The 12,113-nt window shown below is 69.2% G+C and carries 11 protein-coding genes; 8 read left to right on the top strand and 3 right to left on the bottom strand.

Going from position 1 to position 12,113, the window contains the following annotated elements:
* Positions 1 to 3 precede the first annotated feature (3 nt).
* Entirely contained in the window at positions 4 to 1,980 is a 1,977-nt protein-coding gene (locus JRI60_RS05070) for a PAS domain S-box protein (protein ID WP_204224735.1), read from the top strand.
* Positions 1,970 to 3,883, top strand: a complete 1,914-nt coding sequence (locus JRI60_RS05075; protein ID WP_204224736.1) for a GAF domain-containing sensor histidine kinase — start codon at positions 1,970 to 1,972, stop codon at positions 3,881 to 3,883. The genes JRI60_RS05070 and JRI60_RS05075 overlap by 11 nt, the downstream gene beginning before the upstream one ends.
* 95 nt (positions 3,884 to 3,978) lie before the next feature.
* On the opposite strand, the gene JRI60_RS05080 is transcribed toward JRI60_RS05075, so the two are convergent.
* Entirely contained in the window at positions 3,979 to 4,812 is an 834-nt protein-coding gene (locus JRI60_RS05080; protein ID WP_204224737.1) for a general secretion pathway protein GspE, read from the bottom strand.
* A gap of 303 nt (positions 4,813 to 5,115) precedes the next feature.
* On the opposite strand from JRI60_RS05080, the gene JRI60_RS05085 reads away from it, so the two are divergent.
* The 4 genes from JRI60_RS05085 to JRI60_RS05100 all read left to right on the top strand — a co-directional run bounded on the left by JRI60_RS05085 (position 5,116) and on the right by JRI60_RS05100 (position 7,806).
* Positions 5,116 to 5,856 (top strand): MotA/TolQ/ExbB proton channel family protein, encoded by a 741-nt coding sequence (locus tag JRI60_RS05085; RefSeq protein WP_204224738.1) that lies wholly within the window; start codon positions 5,116 to 5,118, stop codon positions 5,854 to 5,856.
* Between the two features lie 105 nt (positions 5,857 to 5,961).
* Complete coding sequence (locus JRI60_RS05090) at positions 5,962 to 6,447, top strand: ExbD/TolR family protein (RefSeq protein WP_204224739.1); 486 nt, start codon at positions 5,962 to 5,964, stop codon at positions 6,445 to 6,447.
* A gap of 15 nt (positions 6,448 to 6,462) precedes the next feature.
* On the top strand, positions 6,463 to 7,047 hold the full coding sequence (locus tag JRI60_RS05095; RefSeq protein WP_204224740.1) for an ExbD/TolR family protein: 585 nt from the start codon (positions 6,463 to 6,465) through the stop codon (positions 7,045 to 7,047).
* An 84-nt stretch (positions 7,048 to 7,131) separates the two neighbouring features.
* Complete coding sequence (locus JRI60_RS05100; protein ID WP_204224741.1) at positions 7,132 to 7,806, top strand: HAD family hydrolase; 675 nt, start codon at positions 7,132 to 7,134, stop codon at positions 7,804 to 7,806.
* Here the strand turns inward: JRI60_RS05100 and JRI60_RS05105 are convergent.
* Positions 7,793 to 8,017 (bottom strand): hypothetical protein, encoded by a 225-nt coding sequence (locus JRI60_RS05105; RefSeq protein ID WP_204224742.1) that lies wholly within the window; start codon positions 8,015 to 8,017, stop codon positions 7,793 to 7,795. The two genes, JRI60_RS05100 and JRI60_RS05105, sit on opposite strands and share 14 nt — an antisense overlap.
* 250 nt (positions 8,018 to 8,267) lie before the next feature.
* On the opposite strand from JRI60_RS05105, the gene JRI60_RS05110 reads away from it, so the two are divergent.
* Entirely contained in the window at positions 8,268 to 10,643 is a 2,376-nt protein-coding gene (locus tag JRI60_RS05110; RefSeq protein WP_204224743.1) for an MASE1 domain-containing protein, read from the top strand.
* A gap of 19 nt (positions 10,644 to 10,662) precedes the next feature.
* Here the strand turns inward: JRI60_RS05110 and JRI60_RS05115 are convergent, their stop codons facing one another.
* Positions 10,663 to 11,229, bottom strand: a complete 567-nt coding sequence (locus JRI60_RS05115) for a YqaA family protein (protein WP_204224744.1) — start codon at positions 11,227 to 11,229, stop codon at positions 10,663 to 10,665.
* 128 nt (positions 11,230 to 11,357) lie between these two features.
* On the opposite strand from JRI60_RS05115, the gene JRI60_RS05120 reads away from it, so the two are divergent.
* Positions 11,358 to 12,017, top strand: a complete 660-nt coding sequence (locus JRI60_RS05120; protein WP_204224745.1) for an LON peptidase substrate-binding domain-containing protein — start codon at positions 11,358 to 11,360, stop codon at positions 12,015 to 12,017.
* Positions 12,018 to 12,113 lie beyond the last annotated feature (96 nt).

Genomic DNA, 12,113 nt, shown 5'->3' on the forward strand with positions numbered 1-12,113 from the left:
GGCGTGTCTCACCACGATTCAACCCTGGGTGTTGTCCTGGTGCCCGCGGCTTCGGCCGCGCGCGAGCCGCTCGTCCGCGCGGCGGCCCGGGTAGGATTGTGCGTGGTGGAGGCGCCGGAGCGGGCCACCATCGGCCTGGTGGACCTGACGGTACCGGAGGGGAGGGCGGCCCTGTCGGCGCTGCTCGCCACACCCGTGGGGGAGAAGCTGTCCCTGGTGGCGCTGGTGGCGCCGGGCGAGGCGGCCTTCGCGGTGCTGGAGTCGCTGCGGCCCGCCGAGGTGATGACGGCCGGGGCCGAGCCTTATGAGCTCGCGTACCGGCTGCGGCGCGTCGCCGAGCGCCACCTGGAGCAGCAGGAGCAGCAGCGGCGGCAGGAGGACCTGACGCTCCTGCTCGAGCTCACCGCGGACTACGCCGAGAGCCTGGACGTGGAGGGGCTGCTGCACGACGTCACCCGCAGGCTCGCGGACAGGCTCGGCATCGGCCGCGCCGCGCTGGTGATGTTGGATCATGACGGGGAGGCCGCCCGTGTGGTGGCCGCCAGCGACGCTCCCGGCCAGGCGGACGTGCGCATCGAGCTGGAGCGCTACCCGGAGGTCCGCGAGGCGGCGCGCACGGGCCTGCCCGTCATCGTGGAGGACGCCTCCCACCACCCCCTGCTGGAGGGGGTGCAGAGCGAGGTGGCGGCGCGGGGCATCCACACGCTGGCGGCGCTGCCGCTGCAGATTCGGGGAGAGGTGCGGGGGGTGCTGCTGCTGCGCGCCTCGGGTGGGGACCGGCGCACCTTCGCACCGGACGAGATCGAATTCCTCAAGACGGTGGCACACGCCACGGCGGTGGCGCTGCGCAACGCGTCGCTGTTGCAGTCGGTGCGCGGGCAGACCGAGCGGGAGATGTCGGCGCGCATCGCCGCCGAGGCGAAGGCGGCCTCGCTGGAGACGTACCACCTCTTCTTCGCCAACGTGCGCGAGGGCGTGGCCATCCTCGATGACCGGGCGTGCGTGCTCAGCCTCAACCCGGCGGGAGAGAACGTCCTGGAGACGTCCTCCGAGTCCGCCTATGGGCGCCACCTGGTGGACGTCACCCAGCCGTTGGACGAGTCGGTGCTGATGGAGCTGGTGACGGCGGCCCGGCGAGGCGAGTCCCGCTCGGACGTGGACCTGATGGTGCGCACGCCGAAGGGGCGGCGCCTCACGCTGAGCTTCTCCGCGGCCCCGCTGGAGGATGGGCGGCGGGCCATCATCCTCTCGTTCCGCGACGTGACGCAGGCGCGGCTGCTGGCCGACGAGCTGAGCCACACCAAGGACTTCCTGGAGCGGCTCATCGACTCGTCGGTGGACGCCATCGTCGCCTCGGACATGCAGGGCCGCATCATCCTCTTCAACAAGGGGGCGGAGGCGCTCTGCGGCTACACCGCGCAGCAGGCGCTCAGTGGCATGCACGTGAGCCAGCTGTACCCGGAGGGGGTGTCCCAGCGCATCATGAGCCAACTGCGCAGCCCGGATTACGGTGGGCGCGGACGGCTGTCGGTGTGCAGGCAGGACATCGTCCACCGCACGGGGCAGCTGGTGCCGGTGAACATGACGGCCTCCATCGTGTACGAGGGAGGCCGCGAGGTGGCCAGCGTGGGCATCTTCACGGACCTGCGCGACCGGATGGAGCTGGAGCGCAAGCTGTCGGACGTGGAGACGCGGCTGGAGGAGAGCGAGAAGAACGCCGTCATCGTGGCGCTGGCGGGCACGGCGGCGCACGAGCTCAACCAGCCGCTCACCTCGGTGATGGGGTACGCCGAGCTGCTCAAGCGCAGGCTGAAGGAGGAGGACACCTCCTACAAGCCGGTGGACATCATCTACCGCGAGGCCGAGCGCATGGCGGAGATCGTCCGGAAGATTGGCCGCATCACGCGCTACGAGACGAAGGCGTACATGGGCTCGCAGCAGATCCTGGACCTGGACAAAGCCAGCTCTCATGACGAGTGACTCCCGCGTGCCGGGGGGCCCATCCGCCGAAGCCTTCCGAGCCTTCTTCGAAGCGGTGGAGTTGCCCGCGGCGCTGTGCGACCTGGGACTGAGGCCGAGGGCGCTCAACGCGGCCTTCGCGCGCTTCTGTTTCGAGCACGGGGCGACGGTGGAGCAGATGATGGAGTCGGTGGCGGGGGCGCGGGTGCCCGAGGACGGGGCCTCGTGCGTGGTGGATGTGGCGTTGCCGCCCGGGGGCGTGGTGGTGGTGGAGCTGGTGAGGCGTGGGGAGTGGGTGTCGCTGGTGGGGCGGCGCGAGTCGGAGCTGATGAGGGGTCAGCTGGTGGTGGTGGAGCAGGCGCTGCTGGAGCAGGCGCGCACCGAGGGCGTGTTGTTGGACCTGGGGCGCAGCGTGGCGGAGGCGGGCAGCGAGGAGGAGCTGGTGGCGGCGGTGGCGCGAGGGGTGAAGGAGCTGTTCCCCGGGCGCACCTTCTGCATCCGCATCATCGACGCGAGGACGGGCGGGCTGACGAGCCTGTACGCGGAGGGGAGGCTGAAGGAGGGCTCTCGCGAGCCGCTGGTGCTCAAGCGCAGCGCGGTGGAGAAGATGCACCTGTCACAGGAGTCCATTCCCGCTGGGGGCCGGGTGGTGGTGGGGGCGCGGGTGCCGCTGCTCTTCGAGGGGAGCACGGGCGGGGTGAGCGCGCCGCTGGTGGCCAGCGGGCAGCTCTACGGCGCCATCAACCTGGAGTATCCGGCCACGCTGAAGGAGGAGGGAGACCTGCTGCAGGACGAGCGGGTGCTGGTGCAGCTGGCCAACCAGGTGGCGGTGGCGGTGAAGAACGCGAAGCTCATCGACGAGCTGACGTTCGTGCGCAAGTACCTGGAGGAGCTGCTGGAGAAGGCGAACGCGCTCATCCTGGTGGCGAACCGGGACAAGAAGGTGGTCGTCTTCAACCAGGCGGTCAGCCGGCTGACGGGCTTCAGCAAGGAGGAGGTGCTGGGGAAGGACGTCTTCACGCTGGTGCCGGAGGACGAGCACCTGCGGTTGGCGTCGCTGATGGCGGCGGTGCTGCGAGGCGAGTCGGTGCCCAACTTCGAGCTGCGGCTGCGCACGAAGACGGGGGAGGCGCGGGCCTCGTTCGCCACGTCCTCGACGCTGACGTCACAGGGGGAGGTGGAGGGGGTGATGGCGATCGGGCAGGACGTGACGGTGGTGGCGCAGCTGGAGCAGCGGGTCATCCAGGCGGAGAAGCTGGCGTCGATGGGGCAGTTGGCGGCGAGCGTGGCGCATGAAATCAACAACCCGATGACGGCGGTGGTGGCGTACGCGGAGTCGCTGTTGCAGCGGGCGATGATGATGGGGAGCTCGGGCGCGTCGGACACGGACAAGCTGAAGAAGATCATGGAGAGCGGGCAGCGCATCCTGCGCTTCACGAGGGACCTGACGTCATACGCGAGGCCGGCGAAGGACAAGCCGGAGCGGGTGCAGCTGCACACGGTGTTGGACAGGGCGGTGGGGTACTGCGAGCACGTGGTGACGCAGTCGAAGGTGAAGGTGGAGCGCGACTACGGGGAGTTGCCGCTGCTATCGGCGGTGCCGGCGAACCTGGAACAGGTGTTCGTGAACCTCATCACCAACGCGTGTCACGCGATGCAGCCGGGCGGGAAGGTCTCGCTGCGGACGAGGCAGGAGGGGCGCGAGGCGGTGGTCTGTGTGAAGGACACGGGGAGCGGCATCTCGCCGGAGAACCTGTCGCGAATCTTCGAGCCCTTCTACACGACGAAGACGGAGGGGAAGGGGACGGGGCTGGGACTGTCCATCGTGCAGCGCATCGTGGAGAAGCACGGTGGAAAGCTGAGCGTGGAGAGCGAGCTGGGGCAGGGAACGACCTTCACGGTGCGCCTGCCAATCCCAGACTGAGCCCCAACCCCGCCAACTCCTCCCTCCCTCCCTCTCCCTCTGGGAGAGGGTCGGGGTGAGGGTATGTCATTCCCCGGGTTGCGAACCTGCCCGGATCAGCTCTCGTCATCCAGCTCGCGGGTGAACTCCTCCTTCGTGAGGAGTCCCTTGCGAGCCATGATGCGCATGAGGGCCCAGAACTTGCGCTCCAGCTCCTCCACGGGGTCCAACGGCTCGGGCGCGGCGGGCACGACCTCGCCGAACAGCGAGTCCAGCTCGGCGCTGATGTCCCCGGCCCGCTTCACCGAGGCGGGCCTGGCCTGACCCCGCTTGAGCTTCCGCTGCTGCTCCCGCTCCTGGATGAGCTGCTCGAGCGACACGCGGCGGGTGTTCTCTCCGGGGGGCAGCTCCTCGCCGACGATGATCTCCTCGACGTCGTCCTCGAGCGCCTCGGGAACGGCCTCCGAGGCCGCCGTGGAGGCCGGAGCGGCCGCCGCGGTGCCCTGGGCGGCCCGGTGGTAGTAGCGCTGGATGGCGCCGCGCACGGCGGACAGCGGGGCCACCCGGGGGCTCACCTTCAACCCGGTGGTGAACTCCATCTCCTGAATCGCCGTGGAGTCGAGCGGGTCGGCCATGGCCACCACCAGCAGCCGGCGCCCGCCCACCGTCTCCAGGGCCACGGGGAACAGGTCGTGCTGCTCGCAGAAGCGCGGGCGCAGAAGGTGGATGGCGCTCCAGTCCGGCTGGCGGGCCATCAAATCCATCACTGGCACGCCCAGTGCTTCGCTCAGCGCGTGCGCGAGGGTCTTCTCGGTGATCGCCCCCAGGGACACCAGCGCGACGCCCAGCCGTTGGCGCGAGTGTTGCTGTGCCTGGAGCGCGGCCTCGAGCTGGGCCGGAGTGATCGCCCCCCGCTCCAGGAGCAGCTCGCCGATCCGCTTTCTGGCCATATGGCGGCCGCCATTAGCCCCAGCCCCGGGTGCCGTCAAGCAGGCAGAGAGGCGTGACGCACCGTGTACGTCCGACACCAGACCGGCCTACCTGTCGGTGTCTGATCGCAAAATTCTCATGGGATTTCAGCAACTAAGAGCACTGGGCGTGCCTTGACACTCCAGGAGGTGCGTTCCTAAAGTCCGGCGTCCATTAATGCCATTCCCGAGCCAGGGAACCGTGTGGGTGTCCGCACGGGGAACTGTCTGGGGTGGTACAAGGCCCGCCATGACGGGCCCGCCCCTCTCTGGAGGCCATAAGCGATGAACCTGGGGTTTCTGACGAATCTGACCGTCCTCGCCAACGCCGGCGGTGCCGAGCGCACTTTGTTCGAGGAGATCGCCAAGCGCTGGGAGGCGGGCCAGTGGGGTATGTACCCCATCGCCACCTGCCTCGTGTTCGCGCTGGCCATCATGATCGAGCGCGGCATCATGTTGTTCGGCAAGGCATCCATCAACAAGGACGCGTTCCTGCGCGGCCTCAAGAAGCACATCTACGCCGGTGACCTGGACAAGGCCATCAACTACGTGGCCGGCCAGAAGCAGACGCCGCTCACCCAGGTCATCAAGGCCGGCCTGATGAACGTTCCCAAGGGCGAGGAGGAGGTCCAGGCCGCCCTCGACGAGGCCAGCCTCCGCGAGACTCCGAAGATCGAGGCCCGCACCGGCTACCTCGCCATGCTCGGCAACGCGGCGATGCTCGCGGGTCTGCTCGGGACGGTGTCCGGTCTGATCGCCTGCTTCGAGGCGGTGGCCAACGTGAACCCGGCCGACAAGGCGACCATTCTCGCCAACGGTATTTCCGAAGCCATGAACTGCACCGGCTTCGGTCTGCTCACGGCCATCCCGGCGGTTATCGCCTTCTCCATCCTCTCCGGCCGCGCCACCGCGCTCGTCAACGACATCAACGAGACGAGCGTCGCGGTGCTCAACCTCATCGTCAACAACCGCGACAAGTTCAAGAACGCCACCGTCTCGGCGTCCTCCCGCGAGGTGGAGGAGTAGTTCCTCCTCCTACCTGGGAACCTGAATCCGGGCGCGTTGTCGGAGTGTGTGACGCGCGCCCTTCTTCATTGAACGTCGTACGATCGCGGGCGGAAGGAGAGTTCCATGGCCGGCGGAATGGACCTCGGGGGAGGTAAAGGCAAGAAGTCGCTCGACGTTGCCATCAACCTCACCCCGTTCATCGACCTGATGGCGGTGACCATCAGCTTCCTCATCATGACGGCCGTCTGGACCCAGATTGGCCGTCTCCAGGTGGCACAGGCGGGTGGCCCTGCCACGGACGAGGAACAGAAACAGGAGGAGCAGACCAAGACGGTCCAGCTCACGCTCTTCGTCACGCCCACCGAGTTGCGGTTGGCGGCGGACCAGAGCGAGTTCCCGCCCATCGAGGCCAAGCGCGGTGCCAACGGCAAGTTGGACCTGGCGCCGCTGTTGGCCCGGTTCAAGGAGCTCAAGGCGCAGTTCCCGGATCAGTCAGCCATCACGCTGCAGACCGAGGACAAGGTCCGTTACGAGGACCTGGTGCGCATCATCGACCAGTGCATCGGCGCCGGCCTGCCCCAGGTCTCGGTGTCCGCCATCATGGGCTAGGGAAGGTAGAGACTCATGGCCATCAAGGCTCCCGGTAAGCGCTACGGCAAGCGGCTGCAGCACTCCAAGGTGTTCGGCCACGGCGCGGCCCACGGCAAGCACGGCGGCAACGCGGACGTGCTCATCACCCCGCTGGTCGACATGTTCGTCATCATCGTGCTCTTCCTCATCGCCAACTTCTCGGCGACGGGCGAGGTGCTGATGATGACCAAGGACATCCAGCTCCCCGAGGCGACCAACGTCAAGGAGGTGGAGATGAACCCGGTGGTGATGGTGTCCGGAGAGGAAGTCTCCATCTCCGGCAACGTCGTCGGCCGGGTGCAGGACCTGGTGAAGGAGGAGTACCTCAACATCCCCGCGCTGGAGGAGAAGCTCCGGGACATGAAGAAGCAGTTCGAGGACCTCCACGCCATGGCCGAGGGCAACACCAACGCCTTCAAGGGTGACGTGAACATCCAGGCCCACAAGGACGTGGAGTTCTCCATCATCAAGCGGGTGATGTTCAGCTGCGCCAGCGCCGGCTACAACAACATCAACTTCGCCACCCTGCAGAAGGGTGACGCCTCGGCGGGCGAGCCCACTGCCGCCAAGACGGAGTAGGTCTCCTCACACGGGCGGCCTGCTTCGAGCCCACGCCCCGCGCCTCGGACTTGTCCGGGCCGGGGCGTTGGTGTTTCTAGGGGCATGCCTCCTCGCGCCGCGCTCTTCGACCTGGATGGGACGCTGCTGGACTCGCTGCACGACATCGGCGCGGCGATGAACCACGCGCTCACCACCCAGGGCCTGCCCGTCCACCCGCTCTCCGACTACCGCCACTTCGTGGGCGAGGGCGTCCAGGTGCTGGTGTCCCGGGCCGTTGCCCCGGAGCACGCGCACCTGCGCGAGCCGGTGCTGGCCACCTACCGCGCCTTCTACGCCGAGCACATGATGGACCACACCCGTCCCTTTCCCGGGGTGCGCGAGGTGCTCGATCGGCTGGTGGGCGAGGGGGTGAAGCTGGCGGTGCTGAGCAACAAGCCGGACGCGTCCACCCGCCGGCTGGTGGAGGCCCTGCTGCCGGACGTGCCCTTCGGGGCCATCTACGGCGAGCGGGCCGGCGTGCCGCGCAAGCCGGACCCCACGTCCGCGCTCGGCATTGCCGCAGAGCTGGGCGTGGAGCCCGGGGACTGCGCCTTCGTCGGCGACACGGCGGTGGATATGGACACCGCGCGGGCCGCCGGCATGTACGGCGTGGGCGTCACCTGGGGCTTCCGCGACGTGGAGGAGCTCCAGTCCCACGGGGCCCGGGTGCTCGCCCGGACGGCGGACGAGCTGCTCCAGGCCCTGCTCGGCGCGCATCGCGCCGCTACACGACCCTGACGCGCACTCCCTTCTCCTTGTCCTCGGCGCGGTTGTGTGCCGTGGCCGCGGAGATGAGGTGACACACCCAACCGAGGCATCCGCCGGTGCCCAACCAGAAGCCCGGCGTGATGATGAGCCAGAAGAGACCTCGGAGGATGTCCCCGTTGTAGATCTGACCCAGTCCGGGGATGAAGAACGACAGGACGGCGGCGATACCAGGGCGGGACATTGTGGTCTCGATGACCTCCTTGCTCTTCCCTACGGAGAGCGTGCCGGTCCATTGCAGGCGTAGGACGGAGAGTGAAACCGCGCTCGCTCATGTGTTGGGTGGACGTACAGGCGAGCGGGAGTGACGTTTCCCTCATCCCCCGGTCGGGGTAGCATGCCGCGTCAATCGCCACCTGCTGCACGGCGAGCGTTCGGGGGGAACCGCCATCCAGTCGCCATCACAGCACCTCGACCGCTCGTCCGCATCCGGCATGCGGGTTCTCGCCGAGATGCTCGCGCTGGCGGCCGTGTACTTCGTCGCCGCCCGGCTGGGCCTGTTGGAAGCCACCATCGCTGGCACCGCGAGCCCCATCTGGCCGGCCACCGGGGTGTCGCTGGCGGGCCTGTTCCTGCTGGGTGTGTCGCGCTGGCCGGCCATCTTCGTGGCGGCCTCCCTGGCCAACCTGCTGTTCGCCTCCGGGTCCCCGGCCGTGGCGCTGGTCATCGGGGTCGGCAACACGCTGGAGGCGGTGCTGGGGGTGCTGATGCTCAGGCGGCTCGGCTTCTCCTCCGCGCTGGCTCGTACCCAGGACGTGCTGGTGTTCACCGCCGTGGCGGTCACGTGCACGCTGGCCAGCGTGTCGGCGGGGTCCCTGAGCCTCGTGCTGAGTGGGAGGGCGTCCTGGAGCGAGGTCGGCATCACGGCGTGGGTGTGGTGGCTGGGCAATGTCATGGGGGCGCTGGTGGTGGGGTCGGCGGTGCTGGTGCTCGCCCAGCCTCGCCCGGAGCCTCGCTGGTGGGAGGCCCTGGGGCTGGCGGCCCTCATCGTCGGAGTGGGCCTGTGGTCGTTCCGCGGCGACGCGGTGGCGCCCCTGGCCTATGCGCAGGTGTTCCTCCTCTTCCCGCTGGGGGTCTGGGCGGCCCTGCGCTTCGGGGTGCGGGGCGCGGTGGTCTCCATCCTCCTCACCGCGGGCATCTCCATCTGGGGGACCGTCTCGGGTCACGGGCCGTTCTACTCGAAGGCGGACGGGACGACGGTGGATCTGCTGGAGCTGCAGCTCTTCCTGGCCGTCACCTCCTTCACCGGCTTGCTGCTGGCGGCGGCCCGCGCCGAGCAAGGCAAGGCCCATGCTCAATTGGAGCTGCTGGCCAGGGCCGTGAGCGGCGTGCGCGACGGGGTTCTCATCCACCAGCTGCTCCCGGACGGAGGGCTGCGCGTGGTGTACGCCAACGAGTCTTTTTGCGACATGGTGGGCTTCGGGCTGGAGGAGTTGGTGGGCCGCTCACCTCGGGGGCTGCTCATGGGCGGGGCGGAGACGGAGGAGCACCAGCGCCTGGTGAAGGCGGTGCGCGAGGGCTCCTGTTTCCGCGGCGAGGTGGTGATGGCGCACAAGGATGGCTCTCGCGTGCAGAGCGAGGTGCTGGTGTCGCCGGTGCGCAACGCACGGGGCCAGGTGACGTACTTCGTGGCCACCCACCGCGATGTCACCGCGCAGCGGCAGCTCCAGGCGAAGCTCATCTCCGCCGAGCGCATCGCCGCCGTGGGCACGCTGGCGGCGGGCGTGGGACATGAAATCAACAATCCGCTCGCCTACCTGGTGCTGAACCTGGAGGGCGTGGCGCAGAGTCTGGAGCAGGGTCCCACGGGGCTCGCCGAGGCGCGGGCCCGGTTGGATGCGGCCCGCGAGGGGGCCGAGCGCATCCGCGTCATCGTGCGGGACCTGAAGGTGTTCAGCCGACAGGAAGGGGAGGATCGGGCGATGCTGGACGTCAATGCGGTGGTGGTTCCCGCGCTGCGCATGGCCGCGCACGCGGTGCGCCCGCGGGCGCGCCTGGTGGAGGAGTTCGGTAATCCGCCGAGGGTGATGGGGAGCGAGTCGCGGCTGGGGCAGGTGATGCTCAACCTGCTCGTCAACGCGCTGCAGGCCATCCCCGAGGGCAGCCCGGAGCGTCACGAGGTGCGCGTGCGCACCGGCCGCGACGACTCGGGCCGCGCCCTGGTGGAGGTGTCGGACACGGGCTGTGGCATGTCCCCCTCCGTGCAGGCACGCATCTTCGACCCGTTCTTCACCACCAAGCCGAGCGGGGAGGGCACGGGATTGGGGCTCGCCATCTGCCAGCAGATCGTCCAGTCCCACGGCGGCGAGCTGCGGGTGCGCAGCGAGGAGGGGCAGGGCACCGTCTTCACCGTCCTGCTGCCCGCTGCGCAGGACGCCGGGTTCCAGGAAGCCCCCGAGCCCGAGGCCTCCGCGGCCAGCGTGGCGCCGCCGCGCCGACGCATCCTCATCATCGACGACGAGCCGCGCCTGGCCCAGTCCATGCGCATGCTCATCGAGCCCTCGCACGACGTGGTCGTCACCACGCGCGGCGCCGAGGCCCTGGCGTGGGTGCGCGAGGGCCAGCGCTTCGACCTGGTGCTGTGTGACCTGCAGATGCCGGGGACGACGGGGATGGACGTCTACTCGAACCTGCGCGCGCACGCGCCGGAGCTGGCCGAGCGGCTCGTCTTCATCTCCGGAGGGGCCTACACCCAGGCCACGCGCGACTTCGTGCGCTCGGTGCGCAACCGCATCCTCGAGAAGCCGGTGCGGCCCGAGGAGCTGCTGGCCACCATCGACGAGGCGCTGGCCACCACCCTGCAGGCCTGAGGCGCTCCGGAGGCGGGGCTCAGACGCGCAGCCACTTGCGGGCGGTGGGCCCGAAGAAGCGCATCACGCCCGACACCAGGAAGAAGCGCACCGAGCGTCCCAGCACCGCGGCCAGGAAGAAGCGGTCCAGGGGCACGCCCACCATGCCGCTGCCGATGGCCACCACCTTGAAGGGGGTGGGCAGCACCGAGCACAGCAGCGCCAGCACCCAGAAGTTCTGCCCGAGCAGCTGGCCCAGCGTGGCGTCGATGCCGAAGCGCTGGATGCGCATGTCCAGGTCGATCTGCAGGAAGCTCACCGCGCCCTGGTGCAGCAGCACGCCCAGGTAGTACCCGATGAAGCCGCCGACGAGGCTGGCCGCCGTGCCCATCAGCGCGTACCGCCACCACTTGTGCGGCTGGGCGAGCACCATGGGCACCAGCAGGGCGAAGGGCGGAATGGGGAACACCGAGCCGTCCACCACGGAGACCAGCAGCATGGCGGCCAGGGCGTGCTTCGTGGAGGACAGGGCCTCCACGCGCAGGTAGAGCCGACGGTACCAGGAGAGCTTTGCCGGAGGTGCGGCCACGGGGGCGGAGTCGGACATGGCGGCGCGCACCCTAGCGGAATGTGGGGACTTTACCAGCCTCGCGTCCCCGGGCGGACGCCTGTCTGGCGGCTGGGGGATGCGCCGCCTTCGCCCGGCCGCTATTACCGGGCTACGGTGTTTCCCTCATGACGACGGCCCTCGAACGCATCGAGCGCACCACCCAGGCGCTGAAGGTCTTCCCACTGCCCTCCGCGGTCCTCTTTCCGCATGCGGCGCTTCCCCTCCACATCTTCGAGCCCCGCTACCGGGCCCTCGTCCGTGACGCACTGGCCGGGGACAAGGTGATGGCGCTCGCCCAGCTGGAGCCCGGCTGGGAGAGCCAGTACGGCGAGCGGCCGCCCATGCAGCCGATGATGTGCGCCGGGCTCATCATCTGGCACGAGGAGTTGGAGGACGGGCGCTACAACATCCTCCTGCAGGGGGTGAGCCGTGCCCGCCTCCTCGGGGAGCTGACGTCCGAGGAGCTGTACCGGCAGGTGCGTGTGCAACTGCTGCCCGACCCCGCCTACCAGGGGCCCGAGGAGGAGAGGCTCCGCCAGGCGGTCTTCGAGCTGGCCGGCCGGGTGCCCGCCTCCTTCGCGGAGAACCTGCTGCCGGTGGTGGCCCGGGCCCAGGGAGGCGCGCTGGCGGACGTGGTGGCCGCCGCCGTCGTCCCGGAGCCGGAGCGGCGCCAGCAGTTGCTGTGCGAGCTGGACGTGAGGAAGCGGCTGGAGGCGGTGCTGGACGACGTGGGAGAGCTCATCGCCCGCCTCAGCCCGGTGAAGCCCGTGGGGCCCATGAACTAGGCCTTGCGTGCCGCCCTTCCCGGGCGTCTGCTAGCGCGCCACATCCACCTACCGGCTCCGTGCCGGCCGGCCCCACTCGACGGGGAGGAGAGTTTT

It is taken from the genome of Archangium violaceum (genome assembly GCF_016887565.1).
Lineage (GTDB): Bacteria > Myxococcota > Myxococcia > Myxococcales > Myxococcaceae > Archangium > Archangium violaceum_B.

Bases quoted from the DNA above. Each gene is read 5' to 3' on its own strand.
- JRI60_RS05105 (WP_204224742.1), bottom strand. From the start codon at position 8,017: ATGTCCCGCCCTGGTATCGCCGCCGTCCTGTCGTTCTTCATCCCCGGA.
- JRI60_RS05095 (WP_204224740.1), top strand. From the start codon at position 6,463: ATGGCCATCAAGGCTCCCGGTAAGCGCTACGGCAAGCGGCTGCAGCAC.
- JRI60_RS05115 (WP_204224744.1), bottom strand. From the start codon at position 11,229: ATGTCCGACTCCGCCCCCGTGGCCGCACCTCCGGCAAAGCTCTCCTGG.
- JRI60_RS05100 (WP_204224741.1), top strand. From the start codon at position 7,132: ATGCCTCCTCGCGCCGCGCTCTTCGACCTGGATGGGACGCTGCTGGAC.
- JRI60_RS05090 (WP_204224739.1), top strand. From the start codon at position 5,962: ATGGCCGGCGGAATGGACCTCGGGGGAGGTAAAGGCAAGAAGTCGCTC.
- JRI60_RS05110 (WP_204224743.1), top strand. From the start codon at position 8,268: ATGCGGGTTCTCGCCGAGATGCTCGCGCTGGCGGCCGTGTACTTCGTC.
- JRI60_RS05080 (WP_204224737.1), bottom strand. From the start codon at position 4,812: ATGGCCAGAAAGCGGATCGGCGAGCTGCTCCTGGAGCGGGGGGCGATC.
- JRI60_RS05075 (WP_204224736.1), top strand. From the start codon at position 1,970: ATGACGAGTGACTCCCGCGTGCCGGGGGGCCCATCCGCCGAAGCCTTC.
- JRI60_RS05085 (WP_204224738.1), top strand. From the start codon at position 5,116: ATGAACCTGGGGTTTCTGACGAATCTGACCGTCCTCGCCAACGCCGGC.
- JRI60_RS05120 (WP_204224745.1), top strand. From the start codon at position 11,358: ATGACGACGGCCCTCGAACGCATCGAGCGCACCACCCAGGCGCTGAAG.